The organism is Aeromicrobium sp. Sec7.5 (genome assembly GCF_036867135.1).
In the GTDB taxonomy this organism is placed as follows: Bacteria; Actinomycetota; Actinomycetes; order Propionibacteriales; family Nocardioidaceae; genus Aeromicrobium.
In genome coordinates this window covers 1,803,554-1,828,026 of sequence record NZ_JBAJIJ010000001.1, presented here as the reverse complement: position 1 = coordinate 1,828,026, position 24,473 = coordinate 1,803,554, and the positions used below count along the sequence as shown (strand labels likewise).

The window sequence follows — 24,473 nt, the reverse complement described above, 5'->3', positions numbered from 1 at the left end:
GGAACTTCGCGGGTCGACCTGTCACTCGACGTCGATGGCCTCGCGCACGTCGTCGCAAGATTCGTTGCACTCGATCGCGATGTTCTCGCCGTAGAGGATCTCGCCCTCAGTGAGGCCCGAATCCTCGGCTGCGTCAGCGATCTGGCGGTAGGAGTCCATCTCAGAGCCGCTGTCGAAGTGAGCGATCCTGACGGAGTCGCCGCCGAGGTCACAACGCACGGCATCGTCCGAACCGAACACCTCGGATTCCTCGACGCCGTCACAACCGACGGCCGTCGCAGCCTGCTTTGCCGAACTGAACGACGAGCCACCACCACAACCCGCCAAGGCAAGGATGACGAGCAGCGATACGGAGATGGTGCGGCGCATGGCGTGAGGCTAGTGGCCGGCCGGCCTACTGTCCGCGGGATCGGTTAATCCTCGTCGCGCTTCGGCATGGCGATGAATCCGAACAGCGTCGACATCGCGCCCCCTGCGGCTATGAATCCGGCGAGGACGCGCCGGTCGATCACGGCGTCTTGGCACGGCTCAAGCCCGGCGAGCGGAGCGACGCCTGGCGTTGTGCCGATGGCATTCCCACACTGCAGAACGTCGCCCTGAACCACGATCTCGACCTGCGTGACGCCGAAGTAGAACGCCGCGACGAGCAGAAGCACGCCGAGGACCCAGAAGCCGATCTTTGCCTGCATGCCCGCACCTTAATCGTAAAGCGAGGTTGTCGAGGTCATCTCGCGCGCTCTGCGTCACGAACAACTGCGGTCGACGGGTTCCCAACTGGCCGGGGCGTCGTGCTGTTGCCTAGCCGATCTTGATCCAGTCGCTGCAACCCTGGCTCTTGAAGGCGACGTCACCGGAATCGACTGTCACGAGTCCCTGACCTTCAACGGTCCCGTTCGCGATGATGTCGCCGAACTCACCGCTAGTGCCACTGGTCCTCTCCCAGTAGCAGAAGCTGTTGCCTTCGCTTCGGTACTGCCCGGGCTGGATATCCGTACCTACGAGGTAGGTCCCGTCTCCCGGAATGGTGTTTGCCTCGATCTGCTGCTCAGTCGCTACGAGCTCCTGCTCTCGCGTGTCGAGGTCGGCGGATCGCTGGTCAAGTTCGGATGAGCGGTCGTCAAGCTCACCGGACAGCGACTCGAGTTCGGACTCTGTGGCATTCAACTCGGCGGCTGTGGATCCTTGAGTCGACTTAGCCTGCTCGATCTCTTCGGATGCCGCTCCGTAACCAATCACGCCGCCAAGTACGCCACCAAGCACGAGTCCAACGAGCGCGGCACCCAGAGCCCATGCCCACACGGGAACCCCCTTTGAGCCGGTGTTCTCCTGAGGGGGTCCGGCTCTGTGCATCGAAGGCATCGGTGGAGGCGTCGTTCCCTGAAGCGGCGACTGTCGAGGCGGTGGCGGGAGGCTGGTCATCTCGGAATGGTGGCACGGACACGTGACGCACGGCTGCGATTCGGCAAACTCGACAAACCTCATGCCGGCCGCAACTGATGAGCCCCGAGCCACGCCAGGTGGGCCGTGACTCGCCCCGAGCCGTCAGTGAGCGGCGTGGACCAGACGACGTGCGTTTCCCAGCCCTTCACGCCGCGTCGCCACCCGAGGATCAGCCCTGGATACTCGAGTACCTGCTGCTTGGAGCGGTACTCGGTGAGGTTGACCCATACGTGCGCGTGCTTGGGGACGATGGGCACGTCGATGCCGGGACCATCGCTCTCGACGGCCGGGTAGCCGGCTCGGGTTCCGTCGGGCACCTCCATCAGATGATTAGAACATGCGTTCGATGCGCCTATGAAGGTGATAACCCAGACGGAAACCGTCGCGCAACTTAGGCTTCGGCGATGGAGTCCTTCGTCCTTCTGGCTGTCGTGATTGGGGCCGTGATGATTGGCGCGGTCATCCGGTGGATGTTCGCTTCGCCAGCACCTTCGGAATCGACTCCGATCGATGCGCGCTCCGAGACTTCTGACGTGGACGCCGAAGCGATCGAGCCGACCCGAGGTCGCACAGTCGCATCGGCTTCGATCTCTCGCTCCGAGTACATGACGGCAGATGAGGAGGCGGCGGCGATTACCGTCGATGCGGGAGGCCGAATCAACGGCAGGCTGTCGCTGTACCAGGGGCAGCTAGTCCTCGTCGTGAACGATCGCCTCGTCAATATGAGGTCGCGACACCTCTACCGCCACGGGATCTTCGCGTTCGGTCTGCGCGGGACGAGCTACTTCGAACGCGCCGCCCGCGACGGAGACTTCACTCCTGGCACGATGGTGCATCTGGTCCGAGAGGTGGACAACAAGTTCGATCCGAACGCCGTTGCCGTGTGCGCCACCAGGACCGCGAGCAAGGCCGGGTACGCGAACAAACTGAATGCAGGGCGGATCGCCAAGCTGCTCGATGCCGGCGTCGCACTCTCGGCCGTGTCGATCCAGGGTGATGGCCCCGGCTCCCTGGATGGGCGCCCGAATATCCTGGTCGCTGAGACCCACCACATTCGACACCTCTTGTCTGGTCGGTGACGGCAGACCGTCACCCTTCGAGGACGAGTCGGAACTTCTGACCGGAGTAGACGCCGAAGTGTCCGAATCCTCGGACCATGCCGTTCTCTGCGGCGCGCTCAACAGCGGAGGCCACGGCGGACATGTCGACCGCAGTGGACGGCCCCGGCGCTCCCATCGCCGCCGGCATGCCGAAGCCGGCCCAGGTGCTCGGCTCGTTGAGCTTGTGGTTCGGCAGGATCTTCGCGCCGCGGGGAACGTCCAGCACCTCAGGCCCCTGCTCACCGACCCAGGTGGGACCGCCGCGCCAGTTGCGAGTTCCCAACGCGTTCTGACCGGACCCGCGACTCGCGGTTGCAGCGTCGCGCTTGGACTCGATGTTGGCGCTCTCGACGGTGCGGATCGTGCGCTCCCAGATGCTGACCGTCACGTCCTTCTTGGACGGGATGTTGAGAATCTCGCTGCCGAGCCCAACCGCTTCCTTGGCCGCTGCGCGCATCTTGTCGCCGGCCTCAGTTGCCCTGAATCGCCCCGGCGAGTCCGGAGACTTTCTAGTTTGAGACTCCAGCTTCTGCTGGTGCCTGGTGGTGAGCGTAGTGAGCCTGCTCGGCCTCGATGGGTGTGAGGTCATCGCAGTACTCGTAGGGCCGTCGGCGGTTGAACCAGTCGACCCATTCGGCGGTGGCGATCTCGAGGTCATCGAGGCCCTTCCAGGGTCGCCGCGGTTTGATCAGTTCGGTCTTGTAGAGCCCGATCACTGACTCGGCCAGGGCGTTGTCGTGCGACGAGCCGACGGCACCGGTCGAGGGCTTGATCCCGGCCGCGGCGAGGTGCTCGGCGTAGGCGACCGAAACGTATTGAACGCCGTGATCGTGATGGGCGATGAGCCCAGTCAGGTCTCGGCCCTCGCGTCCGCGCGTCCAGATCGCCTGCTCAACGGCGTCGACGACGAACCGGCTGGTCATGCTGGTCGAGACAGCCCAGCCCAGGATCCGCCGGGCGTAGGCATCGATCACGAACGCGGTGTAGCACCAGCCCGACCACGTTGAGACGTAGATGAAATCGGCGACCCAGAGCCGGTCAGGCGCCAACGGCCGGAAGTTCCGGCCGACCAGATCCAGCGGCTTGGGCGTCCTCGGATCGCTCGTGGTGGTGCGCTTGACCTTCCCGCGGACCGCCCCGGCCAGTCCGAGCTCACCCATCAGCCGTTCGACCGTGCACCGGGCGATCGGGTCCGCGCCAATGGCACGTTCGCGGTTCAGGGTCAGCCAGACCTTCCGAGCCCCGTAGACGCCGTAGTTCTGCGCGTGGGCCTTGACGATGGCCGGCTTCAGCTCGGCGTCACGGACCTCCCGTCGCGTCGCCGGCCGCCGCCGATGCTCGTAGTAGGTCGCAGGGGCGATCTTCGCGCCGAGCTCGGTGAGCACGGCACAGATCGACTCGACACCCCATCGCAGACCCTCGTCCTCGCGGTTCCCGACGTGCTCGTCGATGAACCGCACGATCAACGCTGTGGCCGGTCGAGTTCGGCCGCGAAGACAGCCGACGCGCTCCGCAGAATCGCGTTAGCGCGCTTGAGCTCAGCGTTCTCACGCTTCAACCGCTTCAGCTCCGCCGCCTCATCTGACGTCACACCGGGACGCGCTCCAGCGTCGACCTCGGCACGACGGCACCACTGCCGCCCCGTCTCCGGCGTCCCGATGCCCAACAGTGCAGCGACCTTCGTCATCGCCGACCATTCCGACTCGTGCTCACCCCTGACCTCGGTGACCATCCGGACCGCCCGCTCACGCAGCTCGACCGGGTACCTCCTCGACGTTCTTCCTGACATGACCCCATCCTTCCCAAGGAACAGAGTCTCCGGACTCGCCGGGGCGATTCAGGCAGCTGTCGATAGTTCCTGTTCGTAGAGCGTCACCATCTCCTGCTTCTGAACTTCAGTGAGCTTTGGGGCCTGAGGTTTCTTATTGGAAGGCTGGTCGGCTGGACGTGGTGAAGCGCTGATCCGCTCGACCAGTTCACTGGTATCAACTTCGACTTGAAGGTTCGAGTAACGATGCAGTAGCTCCACCCGCAGGGAAGCCCCGGACGGCCATCAGGCCTCCGGGGCTTCTCACGTCCAGTGGCTCAGGCCAGACGTGCCGAGGCGTCCCGGTTGACCTCCGCGATGACGGCACCCGTGAAGGCATCGACGAGGCCGGCGTCGTCGCGGAGCGAGGCGGGGAAGCACGGCACCGAGATCGGGCTGCCGTCGACGGTCAGCCGTGCGGTCGTCCGGATCGTGAAGTCGCTGCCGAGCTCGGACCGCTCGGTGGAGGTGCCCTCGAGCTCCAGGAGTGCTCCCTCGATCGGGATCGATCGCACCGTGACGTCGTCCGGCGCGCCGCTCAGGGGGTCCTCCCACCGTCCGGTGCCCGTCGCCACGACCCGGACGATCCGCTTCGGCAGCAGTGCGGTGTAGGCCACGCTGGATCCACCGTCAGGCAGGTCGGCTCGTTCGCCGATCTCGGCGATCACGTTTCCCCCCTCGGTGGCCGCGAAGAACGGCAACCAGACCGAGTGGGGTGGGACCCGGATGCCGTCGTTGAGCCGCCGCAGTCGATCTCTGACGCTGTCGCCCGTGAGGTTCACGTTCTGCCCTTCTGCCGTGCCGGGGATCCCTGACGGTATACGCGGGCGCCCGGTGCTCCGTCCATGATGGGGGCATGCGTCCCCTCGTCGTCGGTGCCCTGGCCCTGGTCCTGCTGCTCGCCGGCTGCGGTGGCGACAGCGTCGAGTCGGCGCAGGCGGCTGCGAGCGAGCTGGGCTGCGAGGACGCAGCCCAGGAGAGCTCGGAGGACGGCGAGACCGTCACCTGCACCGTCGAGGGCAATGGCTACCGGATCGTGTACTTCACCGACGACGAGACGCTCCAGGAGTATCGGACGGCTGCGGAGAACGTGACCGCCTACTCCGAGGACGCCGGGGAGGTGCTGCCGGGCGAGTCCGGGGTGGTCTTCGGCGACAACTGGGGCGTGGAGTGCCTCGACACCTCCTGCGAGGAGGTCGTCGAGATTCTCGGCGGCGAGCGGATCTAGGACCCCCCCCGGACGTGCGCCGGCGACGTCCTCAGGCGATGGTGGATGTCATGAAGACGTGGCACCGCTTCCGCGGACATCAGCTCGGCCCCGCCTCCGTGCTGGGTGTGACCCACTGGACGTGCTCCTGCGGACGGCGCTGGCTGCCGTAGTCGCTCGCGGACCCCGCACCCGCCGGAAGAGGTGGCTAGCGCCGACCGAAGAACAGGCGGAACCGCTGGATCGTCAGGGTCAGCAGGGGTTTGCGGCCCGCGAGGAAGGCCAGGGGTCCGTCGGTGTCGAAGGTCCAGAAGCCCTTCCCGGTCCCGAGGCGTGCCGATCCCTTCACGGGGGACACCAGCAGGGTTCCGTCGCGGTCCTGGGCGATGCGGAAGCCCAGGGGCAGGCGGAACGGCAGCGCCTTCCAGCGCGCGAGCGTGAGCGTGCCGATCCCGCGCGCGGTGTAGGCGCGGTTCGTGACCCGCTCGAACTGCGCCAGGTGCTTGGGGATTGCCCACAGGTCGCGGCCTCCGGCCATGGACGCGGGGGAGTCGACCCAGATGTGCGTGATCGACACCCGCGGACGCCAGCCGTCAAGCACGAGCTGGGTCGCCATGATCTCGTCGTAGGTCAGCGGGCTGGGGTCGTCGTAGCGGAAGAACGCGGCACCCACCAGCACATGCCCGAACAGGCGGATCTGTCGCGACCCGGGGTGGTGCGGCGGGGGAGCGGCCCGCCTGGGGACGAGCCACACGCCCACCTGGGCGTGGCCGTGGAGGTCCCAGGGCTCGGCGGGGTACGCGAGCTCGTCGGGCTCGGTCTCGACGTGGTTCAGGACCATGCGAAGTGCTCCGGTGTGAGGTGGCGGGTGGCGCGCTCGAAGGGCTTGGTCGAGCCGGGCCAGTTGGACGTGATGCGGCCGGACGGGTGGCGGTACCAGTTGTCGCACTGGCCCCAGACCGACAGGCCGAGGCGCTCCTGGACCCGCTCGTCGAACTCGCGCTCGGCCTCCTCGGTGACCTCGACGGTCTCCCACGAGCCCGCGCGGAGGCGGTCCAGGACCTGGCGCATGTGGCGGGCCTGCGCCTCGAGCATGTAGATGATCGAGCCGCCGCCGAGGTTGGTGTTCGGTCCGTACGACACGAACAGGTTGGGGAAGCCCGGGACGTACATGCCGAGGTAGGCGTGTGCGCCATCGGCCCACTGCGCCGCGAGCTTGCGCCCGCCGAGACCCGTGATGTCGATCGAGTCCAGGAAGTCCTGGGCATCGAATCCCGTGCCGTAGACGATGACGTCGGCCTCGTGCACCGTGCCGTCGGCGGTCTCGAGACCCTCCGGGGTCACCCGGGTGATCGCCGCGGACTCCAGCGTGACGTCGGGACGGTTCACGGTCGGGTAGAAGTTGTTCGAGAACAGGATGCGCTTGCAACCCAGCGGGTAGTCGGGCGTGAGCGCCGCGCGGGTCTCGGGATCGGTGACCGACCGCTGCAGGTGCTGGTCGCAGACCTTCGCGATCGCGCGGCCGGTGCGCGTGCCGAGGTCGAGCCCGCGCGAGAACTGCTCGCCGAAGAACCACCAGACGCCGCGCTCCCACGGGATCGCCTGGCGCCACCAGCGGGGGATGGCGGAGTCGGGCTTGGGGAAGATGTGGTTGGCCGAGCGCTGGAACAGCGTCAGGTGCTCCGCGGCCTCCGCCAGGTGTGGGGCGTACTGGATCGCGCTCGCGCCGACGCCGACCGCTGCGACGCGCTTGCCGGTGAGGTCGAGGTCGTGGCGCCACTGGGCCGAGTGGAACTGCTCACCCGCGAAGTCGTCGATGCCCGGGATGGGGGGCAGCTTGGGGCGCGACAGCTGACCGACGGCGCTGATCAGCACGTCGACCCGCTCGGTCGCGCCCGAGGCGAAGCCCACCTCCCACTGCCGGTCGTCCTCAGTCCAGTGGGCCGAGACGATCTCGTGCTCGAACTTCACGAGCGGCGTGACGCCGAACTCCTCGGCGGTGCGGCGCAGGTACTCCAGGATCTCGGCCTGCAGGGCGTAGCGGCGACTCCAGTCCTTGTTGACGTTGAACGAGAACGAGTAGAGCGGCGATGGCACGTCACAGCCCGCGCCCGGGTAGGTGTTGTCGCGCCACACCCCGCCGAGCTCGGACGAGCGCTCCCAGAGGCGCACGTCGTCGTGTCCGTGGCGGGTCAGCTCGACGGCGGTGGCGATGGCGCCGAAGCCCGAGCCGATGATCCCGATCGAGGTCATGAGGTCTTCTCCTTGGTGGCGAACAGCAGGACGGTGTCGGTGAGCAGGTCGAGGGCCTCGTCGCGGGTCAGCGTCCCGCGCTGCAGCCACTCGCGGCAGACGGACTTGACGAGGGCGGCAGTGGCGCGGAGCCGGGCGCGCAGGTGGGGGTCGTCGGGCAGCCCGATCGCATCGAGCGTGAGGCGGGCGGCGTGGTCGTCGGCCTCGTCCACGACGACCTGGAGGTCGGAGTCGCCGTGCAGGTTGGCCGCGCCGGAGACGCTGACCCAGGCCTGCCCGTAGGTCTCGGCGGCTTGGAGGATCCAGTCCATCGTGAGGCGGACGCGCTCGGGGAGCGGCAGGTGCGAGAGATCGGGCAGCTCCGACTCCGGCATGCGGATCGACGAGCGCATGACCTCGATGAACAGGTCGCGCTTGGAGCCGAAGTAGTGGTTGATCAGGCCGCGGGCGACGCCCGCGGCGGCGGCGAGCTCGGCCGTGGAGACGTCGTTGAAGGGGCGCGCCAGGTAGAGCGGTCGCACCGCCTCGATGATCTGGTGGCGGCGCTCGTCCGGCTCGAGCCGGCTACGGGCGGGAGCGTGCGCGGGACTGCGCGCAGGAGCTGGCGCGGGGATGGTCACCGGGACAGTCTGGCGACCCTATTGGCAAAGTGTCAATAGCGCGTGTAACGTGCACCACATGCGCGAGAAGACTGATCAGTTCGACTACGACGTCGTCGTGGTGGGGTCCGGGTTCGGTGGCAGCGTCACGGCCCTGCGCCTGACCGAGAAGGGCTACCGCGTCGGGGTCATGGAGGCCGGCCGTCGCTTCGCCGACGACGAGTTCCCCGAGACGTCGTGGAAGCTGCGCCGCTACCTCTGGGCGCCGTGGGCCCGCTGCTTCGGCATCATGCGCATCACGCTGCTCAAGGACGTGCTCATCACCAGCGGCACCGGCGTCGGGGGCGGGTCGCTCGTCTACGCCAACACGCTCTACGAGCCGCTCGAGCCGTTCTACGCCGATCCGCACTGGTCGCACATCACCGACTGGCGCGACGAGCTCGCTCCGCACTACGCACAGGCCAAGAAGATGCTGGGCGTCACGACGTACCCCGGCCGCACCCCGGCCGACGACCTGGTGGAGCAGCTCGCCCGCGACTACGGCGTGGGCGACACCTTCCACCCCACCGACGTGGGCGTGCTGTTCGGCGAGGAGCCGGGCGCGAACCTCGGCGACCCCTTCTTCGGCGGCGCCGGACCCGACCGCAACGCCTGCCTCGACTGCGGGGCCTGCATGACCGGCTGCCGCCACAACGCCAAGAACACCCTCGTCAAGAACTACCTGTACCTCGCCGAGAACAACGGCGCCGACATCCACGCGCTGACCACGGTGCACGACGTGCGCACCCTCGACACGGGTGGCTACGAGGTCCGGACCCGGCGCACCGGCAACCCCCTGCGCCGCAAGACGTTCACCGCCGAGCAGGTCGTCTTCGCCGGGAACGCCCTGAGCACGCAGGACCTCCTGCACCGACTCAAGGAGCGCTCGCTGCCGCACCTGTCGGAGCAGCTCGGCGCCCTGAGCCGCACGAACTCCGAGGCGGTCCTCTCGGCACGCTCGGCGGCCAAGGACGCCGACTACACCGAGGGCGTCGCGATCACCTCGTCGTTCCACCCCGACGCCGTGACCCACGTGGAGCCGGTGCGCTACGGCCGTGGCTCGGGCGCCCTGAGCCTCATGAACATGGCGCTCCCGGACCGGCCGGGCCCGGGCGGGCGCCTGCGCGCGGTGCTGCGCGGGTACCGCCTGCTGGGCCTGAAGGGCACGCTCAAGCTGCACTCTCCGCGGCGCTGGGCCGAGCAGTCGATCGTGATCCTGGTGATGCAGTCGGTCGACAACTCGATCACGACGTTCCGCAAGCGTGGTCTGTTCGGCTCCCGCCTGACGAGCAAGCAGGGCGCAGGGGAGCCCAACCCCGACTGGATCCCCGTGGCCGACCGCGTGTCGAAGGACGTCGCCGCCGCGATCGGCGGGCACCCGGGCAGCTCGGTCGGCGAGCTCGTGGGCGTGCCGCTCACGGCCCACTTCATCGGCGGCTGCGTGATCGGCGAGACGGCCGAGACGGGCGTCATCGACCCCTACCAGCGCATGCACGGCTACGACGGGCTTCACGTCGCCGACGGCTCGGCGATCTCGGCCAACCTCGGCGTCAACCCCTCGCTCACGATCACGGCCCAGGCCGAGCGGGCGATGTCGCTGTGGCCGAACAAGGGCGAGGCCGACCGGCGTCCGGCGCCCGGCCAGCCCTACCAGCGTGTGGACCCGGTCGCCCCCGTGGCGCCCGCGGTGCCCGAGGGGGCGCCCGCCGCGCTCCTGCTGCCGATGCCGCGGGTGCGACCGGCCGACACCGTCGACGCCTGAGGTCGAGTCAGGCGCCGAGCGGGGTCACTCCGCGACGGGCTTGGCCGGGGCAGCCGGTGTGCCGGCCGGGCTCCGGTCGGCGAAGTCGCTGATCAGGGCCTGCAGGTCGACGCCGGTCGTGTTCTTGAGCAGCTCCAACGTCTGCACGACGTTGCCGGTGACCTGCTTGGGCAGCTCGCCGGCTCCATCGGTGGAGATGACGGTGAGCTTGTCGATCGCGGCCATCGGCCCGGCGACCTCGGCAGCCAGCTTCGGCAGGATCTCGATCAGCATCTGCAGCACGGCGGCGTCGTTGTACTGCTCGAACGCCTCGGCCTTCTTGTTCATCGCCTCGGCCTCGGCCTCACCCTTGGCGAGGATCGCGGACGCCTCGGCGCTGCCCTCCTCGCGAAGGGCCTCGGCCTCGGCCACACGACGGGCCTTCTCGGCCTCACCACGCTTGGCGCCCTCGATCGCCTCGGCCTCGGCCAGCGCGGAACGGCGGGACTTCTCGCCCTCACCGGTCAGGCGTGCCTCCTCGGCCTCCGCCTCGGCGGACGCGATGGCGGCGGCCTTGCGGGCGTCGGCGTCGAAGATCTGCGAGTTGCGCCGGCCCTCGGCCTCGGTCTCGACGCGGTACCGCTCGGCATCGGCCGGCTTGCGGACCTCGGTGTCGAGCTGGCGCTCCTTGAGCGCCGCCTGACGGACGGCGACCTTCTCCTGCTCGGCGAGGATCGCCTGGTCGCGGTCGGCCTGGGCGAGCGGCCCGGCCGCGGCGGCCTGGGCCGATGCGGCGTCGGTCTCGGCCTTGATCTCGGCGGTCTTCAGCGCGAGCTGGCGCTGCGAGATCGCAATCTCCTGCTCGGCCACGATGCGGGCCTGCTCCGCCGCTTGGCGGGCGTTGGCCTCGGCGATCGAGGCGAGCTGGCCGATCTTGGCGGCCTCGGGGCGCCCGAGGTCGGACAGGTACGTGCCGTCGTCGGTGATGTCCTGGATCTGGAACGTGTCGAGCACCAGGCCCTGGCCGGTGAGCGAGCTCTCCGACTCGTCGGCGACGCGCTGGGCGAAGGCCGCGCGGTCACGGATGATCTGCTCGACCGAGAGGGAGCCGACGATCGAGCGCAGCGAGCCGGCCAGCGTCTCCTGCGTGAAGGTCTCGATCTCACCTTGCTGGGAGAGGAAGCGCTGGGCGGCCGCGCGGATCGAGTCCTCGTTGCCGCCGACCTTGACGATCGCGACGCCGTCGAGGTTGAGCTTGACGCCCTGGCCCGACACGGCGCCGCGGATCTGCACCATGATGCGGCGCGACGACAGGTCGAGGACGTGCAGCTTCTGCACGAACGGGATGACGAACACGCCGCCGCCCATGACGACCTTCTGGCCGGAGATGTCGGTCGAGGAGACGCCGGTCTCGACGTTGCGGACCGACTTGCCGCCGCGGCCCGTGACGATGAAGGCCTCGTTGGGCCCGGCGACCTTGTAGCGGGTCGTGATCAGGGCTGCGAGCAGCGCGATGACGACGACCAGGCCGATCGTGCCCAGCAGCTGGGGGGAGAGGGAGTCGAGGATCACGGGTCAGGCCTCCAGACGGGCGACCAGGACGGAGGTCGCGGACAGCACAGCGGTGATGGTGACGGGGGTGCCCGCCGGGATGGGCTCGGCGGCCCGGGCGTTGAGCTTGGTGATGTGGCCGGAGACGCCGATGGTGACCTCGCCGTAGCCGTCGTCGGGAATGGCGTTCATGACCGTCGCGGTCCGACCGGTCAGGGTGCTCGTGCGGACGTTGGACTCGTCGCCGCCGCGTTGGAGCTGCGCGGAGACCAGTCCGGCCCCGGCGCCGACCGCCAGGCCGGCGACGAAGCCGATGCCCACAGCCGCGGTGACGTTGTCGGTGGCGTCGAGCCCGATCGCACCGGCGAAGCCGAACGCCCCCAGGAAGCCACCGAGGGCGGCGCTCGAGAAGAAGTCGCCACCGACGTCGAGGAAGGACAGCGCCCCGTCGAAGAGGTCGCCCAGCACGATCGAGAGCAGCAGGATCGCGATCCCGATGCCGCCGATCACGTAGAAGGTGATCACGTGTTCCCCCTGGTTCGGCCGCCCGAGAGGGAACGGCGTGCTGGACGTCTGCGGAGTGATCCTAGGGGTCTCCCGCGTCCACCCGGGTCCGATTCCACGGATCGGCGTCCGCGGCTAGGCTGACGTCCAAGAGCGCTGCCCAGTCGTGGGGGTGGCCCAGCTGAACGAGGAGATCGTCATGTCCCTGAACGTCGTCGTCAACGGTGAGCCGAAGGTCGTCGACCCCGGCACCAAGGCCTGGCAGCTGTTCAGCGAGACGCCCGACGTCATCGCCGCGCGCATCGACGGGGAGCTGCGCGACCTCGCGACCGATCTGGTCGACGGCCAGAGCGTCGAGCCGGTCGACATCGCCTCGCCCGACGGCCTCGACATCCTGCGGCACTCCACCGCCCACGTCATGGCGCAGGCCGTGCAGGAGCTGTTCCCGCAGGCCAAGCTCGGCATCGGTCCGCCCATCACCGACGGCTTCTACTACGACTTCGACGTGCCCGAGCCGTTCGTGCCCGAGGATCTCGAGAAGATCGAGACCCGGATGCGCAAGATCGTCAAGGAGGGCCAGAAGTTCTCCCGTCGCGAGATCGACGACGACGCGGCCCGGGCCGAGCTGTCCGACGAGCCGTACAAGCTCGAGCTGATCGGCCTGAAGTCGAGCGCAGGCGACGCCGCCGAGGGGGCCAGCGTCGAGGTCGGCGACGGCGGACTGAGCATCTACGACAACCTCAAGCGCGACGGATCGCTGGCGTGGAAGGACCTCTGCCGCGGCCCGCACCTGCCCACCACCAAGCGCATCCCGGCCTTCACGCTCATGCGCTCGGCGGCGGCCTACTGGCGCGGCAACGAGAAGAACAAGCAGCTCCAGCGCGTGTACGGCACCGCGTGGCCCACCAAGGAGGCCCTCGAGGAGCACCTCCACCGCATCGAGGAGGCGCAGCGTCGCGACCACCGGCGCCTCGGCACTGAGCTCGACCTCTACAGCTTCCCCGACGAGATCGGCTCGGGACTGCCGGTCTTCCACCCCAAGGGTGGCGTGATCAAGCGGGAGATGGAGGACTACGTCCGCCGTCGTCACATCGAGGAAGGCTTCGAGTACGTCGGCACCCCGCACGTGTCCCGCGAGGAGCTCTTCTACACCTCGGGCCACCTGCCGTACTACGGCGAGAACATGTTCCCGCCGCTCGACCTCGACGGGCAGCCGTACCGCCTCAAGGCGATGAACTGTCCGATGCACAACCTGATCTTCCGGTCGCGCCAGCGCTCCTACCGCGAGCTGCCGCTGCGCCTGTTCGAGTTCGGGCACGTGTACCGCAACGAGAAGTCCGGCGTGATCCACGGTCTGACTCGCGTGCGTGGCTTCGCGCAGGACGACTCGCACTCGTACGTCACTCCCGAGCAGGCCCCGGACGAGATCCGGCACCTGCTGAACTTCGTGCTGAGCCTGCTGCGCGACTTCGGCATGGACGACTTCTACCTCGAGCTCTCGACCCGTGACGACTCCAAGCCCGACAAGTTCATCGGGTCCGACGAGGACTGGGCCACCGCCACGAAGGTGCTCGAGGACGTCTGCCTCGAGACCGGCCTCGAGCTCGTGCCCGACCCTGGCGGAGCGGCGTACTACGGCCCCAAGGTCTCGGTGCAGGCGCGCGACGCGATCGGTCGCACCTGGCAGATGTCGACGATCCAGTACGACTTCAACATGCCGTCGGCCGAGCGTTTCGACCTGGAGTACATCGCACCGGACGGCTCGCGCCAGAAGCCGGTCATGATCCACTCGGCCAAGTTCGGCTCGATCGAGCGGTTCATGGGTGTCCTCGTCGAGCACTACGCCGGCGCCTTCCCTCCGTGGCTCGCGCCCGTCCAGGCCGTCGGCATCCCGGTGGCCGAGCGGCACACCGAGCACCTGCGCGCGCTGGGGGAGCGGCTGAAGGCGGCCGGCATCCGCTTCGAGCTCGACGAGTCCGACGAGCGGATGCAGAAGAAGATCCGCAACGCCCAGACCCAGAAGGTGCCGTTCATGCTCCTGGCGGGCGACAACGACGTCGAGGGTGGCGCGGTCTCGTTCCGCTTCCGCAGCGGCGAGCAGGAGAACGGGGTGCCGCTCGACGACGCCGTGGCCCGCATCGTCGCCGCGGTGGAGTCCCGCACCCAGGTCTGACGGCGTTGAGCGGTGAGTGAGCAACCCTTCACCGCCGTTGAAGGTTGCTGGCTCACCGCTCACGCCGATGGGCGGTGGGCAGGCAACCGTTCGAGGTCCGGGTGAGGTTGCCAGCTCACCGCCTTCCGGGGGCAGCGACCGAAGAGCAGGCGCCACATCGGTCCGAACCCAGGTGGGTTGCCGCGGTAGCCGCGCTCGACCAGGAGGGCGTGCGCGGAGACCACCATGGCCCTCGGCTGTGCACGCATCGCGCCGGTGACCTGGAGGTAGGCGATGTCCCGCGACCGCATCCAGGCGTAGCGCCCGATGTCACGGCGGATCTGGTCCGGGTCGAGAAAGTGCTGAGAGCCCTCGTACTCCACGGCGGTGCGCCATTCCGGCAGCCAGAGGTCGGACGTCGGCGCGTGGGGCTCATCGGCCAGGCGGACGTTCACGTGCGGCCGGGGGAGGCCGGCGAACTGCAGGAAGACCCGGGTCTCGGATTCGCCCGGTGAGCGTGCGCCGCCGTCGAGGTACGGCGCCACCCACAGCGCCTCACGTGCTCCCGGTCGCCAACGGTCGCGCCAGGCGAGTTCCCGGAGCCCGGCCAGCGTCATGTGACCGTGATGGAGCAACCAGTCGCCAGCGACGATGAGGTCGATGACCCGGGCCGACGCGGCGTACCCCAGGAACGCCGCGGATCCGATCACACCCACCTCGTCACACGGCGGCATCACCTCGGTGCGATGCAGGAACACGCCTTGGAGGTCGAGGTGGTGGTCGCCGACGATCGAGAGGTGGATCGGACGCGGCGGTCCGTGGTCCAGTCCGAGCTGATGGATGCGTGTCAGATGGCTGACTCGCGACCGGTTCGGGACCGCTAGCCGGGCGGCTGCGATCTCGTCACCATGCGTCAGCTCGTGCCGGGTCCAGACCCAGACGCCGGGGTGCAGCCGTCGCAGCTCGCGACCCTGCAGCTGGCGTGACGTCATGCCGGCCTCGAGGGCTTCGGAGCGTGTGAACGGTCGGTGGCGGAGATGGTCGGGGATCCGCGGAGCTCGAGGCATGTCCCTAGCCCACGCCACGCCGACGTCCCGGGAAAGAGAGGCCCGCCCGCCTGGGGACAGCCTCGGGCTGGGGACGCGTCCGACGAGCGGTGCGCCAGCAACCTGTCGGCGGTACCAGAAGGTTGCTGGCTCACCGTCGCTCGATCGAAGCGGTGAGCAGGCAACCACTCGCCCCTGGGGAAACGTTGCTGGCTCACCGCTCCGGGTCGCCGGCTCGCGTCCGCCACGCACTAGGGTGGCCGACGTGACCGAGGGACCAGACCGGCTGCAGCGGCTCTACACGCCGTACCGCATGTCGTACGTGCGGGGCGAGGAGTCCGAGGCCGACGCGGGTGAGCTCGCGCTCGCCGCGGATGCTGACCCCGCGTGCCCCTTCTGCCGGATCGCGGCCGGGGGAGCGCAGTCCGAGCTCGTGGTTCACCGCGGCGACTCGTGCTTCGTCGTGCTGAACCTGTACCCCTACAACCCGGGGCACCTGATGGTCGTGCCGAACCGGCACGTGGCCGACTACACCGAGCTGAGTGCTGATGAGACCGCCGAGGTCGCGTCGCTCAGCCAGCACGCGCTGCGCGCGATCCGCCGGGTCTCGCAGCCCCACGGCTTCAACCTGGGCCTGAACCTGGGCGGGGTCGCGGGCGGGTCGCTGTCGCAGCACCTCCACCAGCACGTCGTGCCGCGGTGGTCCGGTGACGCCAACTTCATGACCGTGCTGGGACAGACCAAGACGCTGCCCCAGCTGCTCGAGGACACGCGCGACCTGCTCGCCGCGGCCTGGTCCGACGACGCCTGAGTCCCACCCACGACGTCCCGGGAGGACACCGCACCATGCTCGAACGCTTCCGCCAGTTCTGGACCAACATCCTGGCGCACCCGGCGAACCTGCTGCTGAAGTGGGGCGTCAAGCCCGACCACGTCACGATCGTCGGCACGGTCGGCGTGGTGTTCGGCGCGCTGTTCTTCTTCCCCCGTGGAGAGCTCTTCTGGGGTGTCATGTTCATCACCGCCTTTGTGTTCAGCGACCTCATGGACGGGTACATGGCCCGCCAGCTGGGGACGTCGAGCAAGTGGGGTGCGTTCCTCGACTCCACGCTCGACCGGGTGGGCGACGCGGCGATCTTCGGTGGGCTCGCGGTCTACTACGTGTCGGTGCACGCGGAGGCCGACCTGGGGGAGATCCGCTGGTACTTCTACCTGAGCCTGCTGTGCCTGGTCCTCGGCAACCTCACGTCGTACGCCCGGGCGCGGGCCGAGAGCCTCGGGATGCAGGCCAAGGGCGGGATCGCCGAGCGCGCCGACCGCCTCGTGGCGATCCTCGTCATGACCGGGCTCAACGGCCTGCTGGGCTGGGACTTCCTGACCGAGATCACCCTGTGGGTCCTCGCGGTGGCGAGCCTCGTCACGGTCTTCCAGCGCATGGCGATCGTGCACCGTCAGGCCGTCCAGAACCCCGGTCTGGGCTGAGTGGTGGGGACTCCGCCCTCGCATCGTCGCAGGTCACGAGGGTCGCAACACGCCGCACGTTGAATGTGCCATTAACGTTGACACATAGGTCGTGGCGTGCACATACTGTCGGTATGACCGTGACTGACGCGCACGACCTCGACCAGACCCAGGACGACCTCCCGACCCTGAGCAAGGCGGAGTACGAGCAGACCCTGCAGCAGCTCTCGCAGGCGTCGGTCGACCGTCACTTCAACGCCTTCATCGACATCCCGTGGGACCACCCGGACTTCCAGGTCGATCACACCGACGAGCGCTGGATCCTGCCGGACGGCATCGACCCGCTCGGCTCGCACGCCTGGTACAAGGCGCTGCCGGTCGAGCGCCAGATCGAGATCGGGATGTGGCGCCAGGCCAACATCCTCAAGGTCGGTCTGCAGTTCGAGAACATCCTGATCCGCGGCATCATGCAGTACGTCTTCACCCAGCCCAACGGCTCGGCGGAGTTCCGGTACCTCACGCACGAGGCGACCGAGGAGTGCCACCACACCCAGATGTTCCAGCAGTGCGTGAACCGCATCGGTGCCGATGTCCCGGGCATGCGCCGCTGGATGCGCGCGATCTCCGGCTTCCTGCCGCTCGTGGCCTCGCGGTTCCCCGTGGGCTTCTTCATCGGCGTGCTCGCGGGTGAGGAGCCGATCGATCACACCCAGAAGCAGATCCTGCGCGGCTCCCAGCAGCTCCCGCCCGTGCTGGGCCGGATCATGCAGATCCACGTCGCCGAGGAGGCGCGGCACATCTCGTTCGCGCACGCGTTCATCATGCGCAACGGTCCGAGGCTCGGCCGCGTCGAGCGGTGGGTCATCGCGATGCTGTACCCCGTCATCATGCGCGTGCTCGGTGACGCGATCCTGGTCCCGCCGAAGGAGATGCGCACGCAGCTGGGCGTGCCCAAGAAGGTGCTCGACGAGCTGTACTGGGACTCGCCCCAGTCGCGCGAGTTCCTCGCCGACCTCTTCGGCGACGTGCGGATGCTGGCCGAGGAGTCCGGTCTCATGACGCGGTCCTCGCGTCGGATGTGGCGCTGGCTCAAGATCGACGGTCGGTCCTCGCGCTACCGCAGCGAGCCGCCGGCCGCACTGATCGACGCCGTCTCCTCCCGCGCCGCCTGACGTGCCCCACGTCGTCACGCAGCCGTGCTGCGGCGACGCCTCGTGCGTCTTCGCCTGCCCGGTCAACTGCATCCACCCGACCCCTGACGAGCCCGACTTCGCCACGGCGGAGATGGTCTACATCGATCCGGTGTCGTGCGTGGACTGCGGTGCCTGCGTCAAGGCCTGCCCGGTCGGCGCCATCAAGCCGCACACCAAGCTGGGCGACGACGAGCTCGTGTTCCTGGAGCTCAACGCGCTGTTCCACGCCGACTCGGACGCGGGCAACGGCCTCGAGTCGGCCACGCGGCGGGCCCAGGCTCCGGTCCCGCCCGTCGTGCGGGTGCCTGAGGGCACGGCGCTCGACGTCGCGATCGTGGGAGCCGGCCCTGCCGCGCTCTACGCGGCCGACGAGCTCCTGAAGCAGCACGGCGTACGGGTCACCGTGCTCGACCGGCTTCCCACGCCCCACGGCCTGGTGCGCGCTGGCGTCGCGCCCGACCACCAGCACACCAAGGACATCGGCAAGCTGTTCGCCAAGATCGAGGCGCAGCCGGGTTTCGAGTATCGCCTCGGCGTCGAGGTCGGAAGCGACGTGACCCACGACGAGCTCCTGGCCAGCCATGACGCCGTGGTCTACGCCACCGGTGCGCCGGCCGACCGGCAGGTCGGCGTGCCCGGTGAGGAGCTGCCCGGCACGGCCACCGCCACCGAGGTCGTGGCCTGGTACAACGGCCACCCCGACCACGTGGAGGCGCCGCTGGACCTCTCGGCCGAGCGGGTCGTCGTGGTCGGCAACGGCAACGTGGCCCTCGACGTCGCCCGGGTCGTTCTCAGTGAGCCGGACGAGCTCGCACGCACCGACATCGCCGACCACGCCTTGAGCGCCCTTCGTGCCAGCGCTGTCCGCGAGGTCGTCCTCGTGGCCCGCCGCGGTCCGGCGCAGGCCGCCTTCACGGTCCCCGAGATGGTCGGCCTCCTGCAGCATCCCGACATCGACGTCGTGGTCGAGCAGCGTGAGCTGCTGGACGGCGACGACCAGAAGTCCGCGCTGCTGCGCGACGGGTCGGTCCCCGCGATCGACCCGACCCGGCGACGCGTCGTGCTGCGCTTCCTGGCCGCGCCGGAGGCCGTCGTGGGCGAGCACGCGGTCGAAGGGCTGCGTGTCGTGCGCACGGCGCTCGAGACGAGGCCCGACGGCACCGTCGTGGCCGTTCCCACCGGGGAGTGCGAGGTCATCGAGACCACCAGCGTCCTCCGCTCGGTGGGCTACCGGTCGACCCCGATCCCCGGGGTGCCGTTCGATCCCGCCCTCCACCGCATCCCCAACGTGGCCGGGCGGGTCCTGGCCCAACCGGCCGGCGACCTCCTGCCGCGGACCTACGTCGTCGGCTGGGCCAAGCGCGGACCGACGGGCTTCATCGGCACCAACAAGTCGTGCTCGCTCGAGACCGTCAACGCCTTGCTCGCCGACGTGGCGACGGGGCGCATCGCCCCGGCCGGTCGTGCGCGGCCTGTCCTGACCGACGGAGCGTCGATGGATCGGGCCGACTGGCTCCTCCTGGACGCCCACGAGCGCCGGGCCGGACGCGAGCAGGGACGCCCGCGCCGCAAGGTCGTCGACCGTCTCACGATGGTGGACGTCGTGAGGTCGGCGAGGGCCGCTCGATAGACTCGCGTCGTGAGCACCGAACAGAGCACCAGCACCCCCAGTGAGGTCGGACCCCAGGAGTCGGGCACCGTGCGCGTCAAGCGCGGCATGGCCGAGATGCTGAAGGGCGGCGTCATCATGGACGTCGTCGACGCGACCCAGGCGAAGATCGCCGAGGACGCGGGCGCCGTGGCCGTCATGGCGCTCGAACGCGTCCCGGCCGACATCCGGGCCCAGGGCGGCGTCGCCCGCGCCAGCGACCCGGACCTGATCGACGGCATCATCGAGGCCGTCTCGATCCCGGTCATGGCCAAGGCCCGCATCGGCCACTTCGCCGAGGCGCAGATCCTGCAGTCCCTGGGCGTCGACTACGTCGACGAGTCCGAGGTCCTGACCCCGGCCGACTACGCCAACCACATCGACAAGTGGGCGTTCAACGTTCCGTTCGTGTGCGGAGCCACCAACCTGGGCGAGGCGCTGCGCCGGATCACCGAGGGTGCGGCGTTCATCCGCTCCAAGGGCGAGGCCGGCACCGGCGACGTCTCCAATGCCGTCACCCACATCCGCAAGATCACCGGCGAGATCCGTCGCCTCCAGGGCCTGCGCGACGACGAGCTGTACGTCGCCGCCAAGGAGCTCCAGGCGCCGTTCGACCTCGTCAAGGAGATCGCGACCACCGGCAAGCTCCCGGTCACCCTCTTCACCGCCGGCGGCATCGCGACGCCGGCCGATGCCGCGCTGGTCATGCAGCTCGGCTCGGAGGGCGTGTTCGTCGGGTCGGGCATCTTCAAGTCGGGCAACCCGTCCGAGCGCGCCGAGGCCATCGTCAAGGCCACGACGTTCTACGACGACCCCGACGTCGTCGCCAAGGTCTCCCGTGGCCTGGGTGACGCGATGGTCGGCATCAACGTCTCCGACATCCCCGAACCCCACCGCCTCGAGACCCGCGGCTGGTAGGCAGCAACCTCCAGCACCGACGGCCCGCTTCCCTTCGGGGAGGCGGGCCGTCGTTCTTTCTGCGGCCGACCGGACCTGCGCCCGTGGCCCTGACTTTCCGCGGTCCGGGGGAGGCGCGGGTGCGGAACATGAGCTGCATCACATGTCGAGGGAGGTTGTGCCGGGAACTCGCGTCATATCTGGGCTGATTCCCCGTTCCACTGGTGTGACGTCACCTCGACGTGCCAATTCCTCACCTCACTGGAGCACCTCATGAAGAAGTCCACCAAGGGCGCACTCGCCGCTGGCGCTGCGGTCGTCCTCCTGCTCGGCGGAGCCGGCACCCTCGCCTACTGGACCGCCGACGGCGACGCCGACGGCGGATCCATCACCGCCGGCACCTTGACCTTGACCGACGGTGACTGCGGCGATGACTGGGTCTACGCCGTTGGCAGCGCCTCGGCCGGAGACGCCGTCGAGCTGTTCGTCCCGGGCGACGTCGTCTCGAAGGTGTGCACCTTCGACCTCGAGGCGACCGGCGACAACCTGGAGGCCACGATCGCGCTTCCGACGACCTTCACGCCGACCGAGACGCCTGCTGCCACCTCGGCTGAGTTCGAGGTCGATGGTGCCTTCGCGATCGCCGGGGGAGTCGTTGCCAACGACCGGGTGATCGCGAACGGCGACAGCGTGACCTCCGACGACGACGGCTCCACCGTCACCGTCACGATCGATGTCACGATCCCGTTCGGCACCGACGAGACGGGTGTGCCGGTCGTGAACGGCAACGACATGCAGGGCCTGCTGGCGGAGTTCGACGACATCACGGTCACCCTGACCCAGGTCAACCCGAACTGATCGCCTCGGCTGCTCGGACCTCGCCCTGCGAGGACCCCGGGTGGCGAAGGTCGCCATGAGGTCGCGTCATTCCGACACGGTAGCTCCGCTGCGGTGGACGGCCCAGGTCATCGCCTGGGCCGCCATCGTGGGGTGCGTGCTGGTGATCGTCGTCGCGGTCGTGGTCCCCCGCCTCGCGGGGGCGACGCCCTACACGGTGCTCACCGGCTCGATGGAGCCCGACCTGCCACCGGGGACTCTGGTGGTGGTCAAGCCCGTCGATCCAGAGGACCTCCGCACAGGGGACGTCGTGACGATCCAGCTCGAGTCCGGGAAGTCGGGATTCGTGACCCACCGTGTCGTGGCGGTGGGCACCAGCCTCGACGGCGACCTCTCGTTCACGACCCAGGGCGATGCCAACGACGTTCCCGACGGCGACGTCCGCAACCCCGAGCAGATCCGCGGAAAGCTGTGGTACTCCGTGCCGTACCTCGGACACGTCAACACCGCGCTCACCGGCAGTCAGCGCCAGACGGCGGTCGTCGTCGTCGCAGCAGCTCTGCTGGGCTACGCAACCTGGATGTTCCTCGGAGCAGTCCGAGGCAGCACATCGCACGACAATGGCAAACGAAGGAAGGAGGAGGTGTCCCGATGACGCTCCGCGCCCTCATCGTCACCGCAGTTGCGGCCTCGGCCGTGCTCGCGCCGTCGGCCGCGCAGGCGGCTGACGAGGTCGAGTTCAGCGATGACGGCGCCGCGTGGTCCTCCTCCCTCCCAGACCCCGTCTTCGACCCGGCGTTCCGCTGGGTTCCGGGTGACTCGCAGACCGCGTCCTTCTTCGTCCGCAACAACGGGCCGTCCGCGGCACTCATGACGATCGAGGCGCGGAGCGCCGACACCGACGAGCTGCTTGCCGACGACGACATCGACCTGCAGGCCCGCGTGGCCGGTGGGTCGTGGGTCGCGCTCGACAACGGTGTCATCACCGGACCGCTCACCCAGGGCAGCATCGCCCGCGGCGACGTGGTGGAGGTTCAGGTCAACGCCACGTTCGACCCGGACGCGACCAACCAGTCGCAGACCAGACGGCTCCCGTTGACGTTCACCGTCACCCTCGCCGAGGCACTCGAGGGCGACGGCACGGGCGGTGGGCTCCTGCCCGGCACCGGTGCGAAGGTCGGCTTCTGGACCCTCACGCTGGCCCTCGGGGCGAGCGTGATCGGTGGCGCCATCGTGGTGCGACGATGGACCTTCGTCAGCGAGAGCACCCATGTCTGAACACGCCGCCCCCCGACGTCAGCGCACGGGCTCTCGCCGAGCTCAGGTTCGGCACAGCGGCCGCATCCGCGCGGTGCTCGCGCTCGGCACGGTGCTCGGTCTGGGTGCCGTGGGGACGATGGCCTACTGGACCGACACAGCCACGATGTCGACGGGCAGCATCAGCGCCGGTGAGCTGGACATCGGTCTGGACGACACGTTCCTCGACGGTCCCGGGGGGTCCTACCTCAATTCCAGCATCGCGGTCCCCAGCCTGGTCCCGGGAGAGAGCATCGCTTTCACCGTCAAGGTCAACAACCGCGGCACAGCCCCGCTCACGTACACGGCCTCCGCTACGGCGAGCGGGACCCTGGCGACGCTGAACACGGCACCCGTCACGTCGGCGAACCGTCTGCAGTGGAATGTCTTCACCAGCGGATCTGCGACCAACTCCGGGACCGAGGCCGGCGGCAATCGACTCGGCACGTGCAGCGGTTCCCAGACCTACGCACCGGCCGTGCTGGGCGGCACATCGACGACCGTGATCGGCACGGCGCAGACGATCGCCACGGGCGGCAGCCAGAACATCTGCATCAGGGTCAGCCTGCCTGCCGCTGCGCCGAACGAGCTGCAGAACACGACCGCGACGGGTCTGGTCGTCTTCAATGCCAAGCAGGTCGGTGCGCCGTGACCGGGACCCGCCGCGGGACCAAGCGCCGCCTCGTCCGTGAGGTGGCGTTGTGGATCGGTGCTGTCCTCGGTGTCCTCAGCATCGTCGCCACAGTCGCCGCGCTCGCCTTTGACGTGAAGCCGCTGGTGTTCCGTTCAGGGTCCATGTCGCCGGCGATCGAGTCCGGTGCCCTCGCGCTGGCGCGAGAGGTGCCCGCCACCCAGGTCGAGAAGGGTGACGTCGTGAGCGTCATCGGGGCCGACGGCGTGCGGGTGACGCACCGCGTGGTCGCGGTGGGACAGGTCGGTGGTTCCGTCTCGTTGGCGCTGCAGGGTGATGCCAACGCGACGCCGGATGCCGAGGCCTACACGGTGGGCAGCGTCGACCGCGTCCTGTGGGACGTCCCGCACGTCGGACGCGTCGTGGCGGCAGCCGGGTCTCCGATCGGCACGTTCGTGTGCGGAGCGCTCGTGATGCTGTGCCTCTACCTGGCCTTCGCGCCGACACGACCGAGGACACAGGCGGGTCGGCGTCCGGCCGGGCGTCGACGTGGGACAGATGCACGAGCTGTCATGGCCGTCCTCGGGGGAGCCCTGCTCGCGCTGCCGCTCGCGCAGCCGCAGGGAACGCTCGCCTACTTCACCGACAGTGCCCCCATGTCGACGGGAAGCATCAGCTCGCACAGGGTGGTGAGCCAGGCCCAGCCCACCTGCGCCAACGTCAACGGGTTGTTGGTGCTCGGCAACGTCGCCCGGCTCTCATGGACGCAGGTCGACGCGAAGTACGAGTACTTCTGGGAGCTGAGGCGCACCAGCGACAGCGTCGCGGTCGGGTCGGGGGAGGTCGGGCAGGGCCAGGCCCTGGGGTCAGTCGTCGAGCTGAACATCGGGACGGGTCTCATCGGAGTCAACGCGAACTACGACGTCGTCGTCCGCGCGCGGCTCTCCAGCACCAACGCCTGGGTCGCTGCCGCGACGACGACGACGCCGGTCCGTCGGGACAGCATCCTCTTCATCGGGGCCGCCTTCCGCTGCGGCCATGGCTGATCCTCAGACCCGCACTACCCTGTCC

General features: G+C 68.9%; 27 protein-coding genes. 14 read left to right on the top strand and 13 right to left on the bottom strand.

Features of this window, described 5'->3' with window-relative positions:
* Window positions 1-21: 21 nt before the first annotated feature.
* From V6S66_RS09150 to V6S66_RS09135, 4 genes are all read right to left on the bottom strand, one after another.
* Window positions 22-369 (bottom strand): hypothetical protein, encoded by a 348-nt coding sequence (locus tag V6S66_RS09150; protein ID WP_334206432.1) that lies wholly within the window; start codon window positions 367-369, stop codon window positions 22-24.
* A gap of 44 nt (window positions 370-413) precedes the next feature.
* Window positions 414-689, bottom strand: coding sequence for a hypothetical protein (locus tag V6S66_RS09145; RefSeq protein WP_334206431.1), 276 nt, complete (start codon window positions 687-689; stop codon window positions 414-416).
* A gap of 109 nt (window positions 690-798) precedes the next feature.
* A complete protein-coding gene (locus V6S66_RS09140; protein ID WP_334206430.1) occupies window positions 799-1,419 on the bottom strand; it encodes a hypothetical protein in 621 nt (206 codons plus the stop codon).
* Window positions 1,420-1,478: 59 nt separating this feature from the next.
* Window positions 1,479-1,763, bottom strand: coding sequence for a hypothetical protein (locus tag V6S66_RS09135; RefSeq protein ID WP_334206429.1), 285 nt, complete (start codon window positions 1,761-1,763; stop codon window positions 1,479-1,481).
* Between the two features lie 81 nt (window positions 1,764-1,844).
* On the opposite strand from V6S66_RS09135, the gene V6S66_RS09130 reads away from it, so the two are divergent.
* Complete coding sequence (locus tag V6S66_RS09130) at window positions 1,845-2,519, top strand: HIRAN domain-containing protein (protein ID WP_334206428.1); 675 nt, start codon at window positions 1,845-1,847, stop codon at window positions 2,517-2,519.
* Between the two features lie 10 nt (window positions 2,520-2,529).
* On the opposite strand, the gene V6S66_RS09125 is transcribed toward V6S66_RS09130, so the two are convergent.
* The 3 genes from V6S66_RS09125 to V6S66_RS09115 all read right to left on the bottom strand — a co-directional run bounded on the left by V6S66_RS09125 (window position 2,530) and on the right by V6S66_RS09115 (window position 5,129).
* A complete protein-coding gene (locus V6S66_RS09125; protein ID WP_334206427.1) occupies window positions 2,530-2,997 on the bottom strand; it encodes a hypothetical protein in 468 nt (155 codons plus the stop codon).
* A 52-nt stretch (window positions 2,998-3,049) separates the two neighbouring features.
* A protein-coding gene (locus tag V6S66_RS09120) for an IS3 family transposase (protein ID WP_334206426.1) occupies window positions 3,050-4,329 on the bottom strand; the annotation gives its coding sequence in 2 pieces (ribosomal slippage) (window positions 3,050-4,038 and window positions 4,038-4,329; 1,281 coding nt in all).
* A gap of 296 nt (window positions 4,330-4,625) precedes the next feature.
* Complete coding sequence (locus V6S66_RS09115; RefSeq protein WP_334206425.1) at window positions 4,626-5,129, bottom strand: hypothetical protein; 504 nt, start codon at window positions 5,127-5,129, stop codon at window positions 4,626-4,628.
* Window positions 5,130-5,203: 74 nt separating this feature from the next.
* On the opposite strand from V6S66_RS09115, the gene V6S66_RS09110 reads away from it, so the two are divergent.
* Window positions 5,204-5,575 carry a hypothetical protein gene (locus tag V6S66_RS09110; RefSeq protein ID WP_334206424.1) on the top strand — a complete coding sequence of 124 codons (372 nt, stop codon included), beginning with the start codon at window positions 5,204-5,206 and terminating at the stop codon, window positions 5,573-5,575.
* Between the two features lie 187 nt (window positions 5,576-5,762).
* On the opposite strand, the gene V6S66_RS09105 is transcribed toward V6S66_RS09110, so the two are convergent.
* The 3 genes from V6S66_RS09105 to V6S66_RS09095 are packed head-to-tail and all read right to left on the bottom strand — an operon-like array spanning window position 5,763 to window position 8,427.
* Complete coding sequence (locus V6S66_RS09105) at window positions 5,763-6,395, bottom strand: acetoacetate decarboxylase family protein (protein WP_334206423.1); 633 nt, start codon at window positions 6,393-6,395, stop codon at window positions 5,763-5,765.
* Window positions 6,386-7,807 (bottom strand): flavin-containing monooxygenase, encoded by a 1,422-nt coding sequence (locus V6S66_RS09100; RefSeq protein ID WP_334206422.1) that lies wholly within the window; start codon window positions 7,805-7,807, stop codon window positions 6,386-6,388. Before V6S66_RS09100 ends, V6S66_RS09105 begins: the two co-directional genes overlap by 10 nt.
* Window positions 7,804-8,427, bottom strand: a complete 624-nt coding sequence (locus tag V6S66_RS09095; protein ID WP_334206421.1) for a TetR/AcrR family transcriptional regulator — start codon at window positions 8,425-8,427, stop codon at window positions 7,804-7,806. Before V6S66_RS09095 ends, V6S66_RS09100 begins: the two co-directional genes overlap by 4 nt.
* 58 nt (window positions 8,428-8,485) lie before the next feature.
* On the opposite strand from V6S66_RS09095, the gene V6S66_RS09090 reads away from it, so the two are divergent.
* The gene (locus tag V6S66_RS09090) at window positions 8,486-10,207 is read left to right on the top strand and encodes an FAD-dependent oxidoreductase (RefSeq protein ID WP_334206420.1); all 1,722 of its coding nucleotides are present in this window, start codon (window positions 8,486-8,488) and stop codon (window positions 10,205-10,207) included.
* Window positions 10,208-10,231: 24 nt separating this feature from the next.
* On the opposite strand, the gene V6S66_RS09085 is transcribed toward V6S66_RS09090, so the two are convergent.
* The gene (locus V6S66_RS09085; protein ID WP_334206419.1) at window positions 10,232-11,758 is read right to left on the bottom strand and encodes a flotillin family protein; all 1,527 of its coding nucleotides are present in this window, start codon (window positions 11,756-11,758) and stop codon (window positions 10,232-10,234) included.
* 3 nt (window positions 11,759-11,761) lie between these two features.
* The gene (locus V6S66_RS09080) at window positions 11,762-12,262 is read right to left on the bottom strand and encodes an NfeD family protein (protein ID WP_334206418.1); all 501 of its coding nucleotides are present in this window, start codon (window positions 12,260-12,262) and stop codon (window positions 11,762-11,764) included.
* Window positions 12,263-12,440: 178 nt separating this feature from the next.
* Here V6S66_RS09080 and thrS point away from each other — a divergent pair, with 178 nt between their 5' ends.
* Window positions 12,441-14,414, top strand: coding sequence for a threonine--tRNA ligase (gene thrS, locus V6S66_RS09075; protein ID WP_334206417.1), 1,974 nt, complete (start codon window positions 12,441-12,443; stop codon window positions 14,412-14,414).
* A 59-nt stretch (window positions 14,415-14,473) separates the two neighbouring features.
* Here thrS and V6S66_RS09070 read toward each other — a convergent pair whose 3' ends face one another.
* A complete protein-coding gene (locus V6S66_RS09070; RefSeq protein ID WP_334206416.1) occupies window positions 14,474-15,460 on the bottom strand; it encodes a hypothetical protein in 987 nt (328 codons plus the stop codon).
* Window positions 15,461-15,704: 244 nt separating this feature from the next.
* Between V6S66_RS09070 and V6S66_RS09065 the strand changes: the two genes are divergently transcribed.
* The 10 genes from V6S66_RS09065 to V6S66_RS09020 all read left to right on the top strand — a co-directional run bounded on the left by V6S66_RS09065 (window position 15,705) and on the right by V6S66_RS09020 (window position 24,448).
* On the top strand, window positions 15,705-16,250 hold the full coding sequence (locus V6S66_RS09065; RefSeq protein WP_334206415.1) for an HIT family protein: 546 nt from the start codon (window positions 15,705-15,707) through the stop codon (window positions 16,248-16,250).
* Window positions 16,251-16,285: 35 nt separating this feature from the next.
* Window positions 16,286-16,921 carry a phosphatidylinositol phosphate synthase gene (gene pgsA / locus V6S66_RS09060; RefSeq protein WP_334206414.1) on the top strand — a complete coding sequence of 212 codons (636 nt, stop codon included), beginning with the start codon at window positions 16,286-16,288 and terminating at the stop codon, window positions 16,919-16,921.
* A gap of 113 nt (window positions 16,922-17,034) precedes the next feature.
* Entirely contained in the window at window positions 17,035-18,072 is a 1,038-nt protein-coding gene (locus V6S66_RS09055; protein WP_334206413.1) for an AurF N-oxygenase family protein, read from the top strand.
* Window position 18,073: 1 nt separating this feature from the next.
* The gene (locus tag V6S66_RS09050; RefSeq protein WP_334206412.1) at window positions 18,074-19,723 is read left to right on the top strand and encodes an FAD-dependent oxidoreductase; all 1,650 of its coding nucleotides are present in this window, start codon (window positions 18,074-18,076) and stop codon (window positions 19,721-19,723) included.
* Window positions 19,724-19,732: 9 nt separating this feature from the next.
* Window positions 19,733-20,659 carry a pyridoxal 5'-phosphate synthase lyase subunit PdxS gene (pdxS, locus tag V6S66_RS09045; protein ID WP_334206411.1) on the top strand — a complete coding sequence of 309 codons (927 nt, stop codon included), beginning with the start codon at window positions 19,733-19,735 and terminating at the stop codon, window positions 20,657-20,659.
* Window positions 20,660-20,911: 252 nt separating this feature from the next.
* On the top strand, window positions 20,912-21,496 hold the full coding sequence (locus V6S66_RS09040; protein WP_334206410.1) for an alternate-type signal peptide domain-containing protein: 585 nt from the start codon (window positions 20,912-20,914) through the stop codon (window positions 21,494-21,496).
* A gap of 55 nt (window positions 21,497-21,551) precedes the next feature.
* Window positions 21,552-22,130: a signal peptidase I gene (locus V6S66_RS09035; RefSeq protein ID WP_334206409.1), complete on the top strand. Its 579-nt coding sequence runs from the start codon at window positions 21,552-21,554 to the stop codon at window positions 22,128-22,130.
* Window positions 22,127-22,753 (top strand): hypothetical protein, encoded by a 627-nt coding sequence (locus V6S66_RS09030; RefSeq protein ID WP_334206408.1) that lies wholly within the window; start codon window positions 22,127-22,129, stop codon window positions 22,751-22,753. The genes V6S66_RS09035 and V6S66_RS09030 overlap by 4 nt, the downstream gene beginning before the upstream one ends.
* On the top strand, window positions 22,746-23,423 hold the full coding sequence (locus V6S66_RS09025) for a SipW-dependent-type signal peptide-containing protein (RefSeq protein ID WP_334206407.1): 678 nt from the start codon (window positions 22,746-22,748) through the stop codon (window positions 23,421-23,423). Before V6S66_RS09030 ends, V6S66_RS09025 begins: the two co-directional genes overlap by 8 nt.
* Window positions 23,420-24,448, top strand: coding sequence for a signal peptidase I (locus tag V6S66_RS09020; protein ID WP_334206406.1), 1,029 nt, complete (start codon window positions 23,420-23,422; stop codon window positions 24,446-24,448). The genes V6S66_RS09025 and V6S66_RS09020 overlap by 4 nt, the downstream gene beginning before the upstream one ends.
* Window positions 24,449-24,473 lie beyond the last annotated feature (25 nt).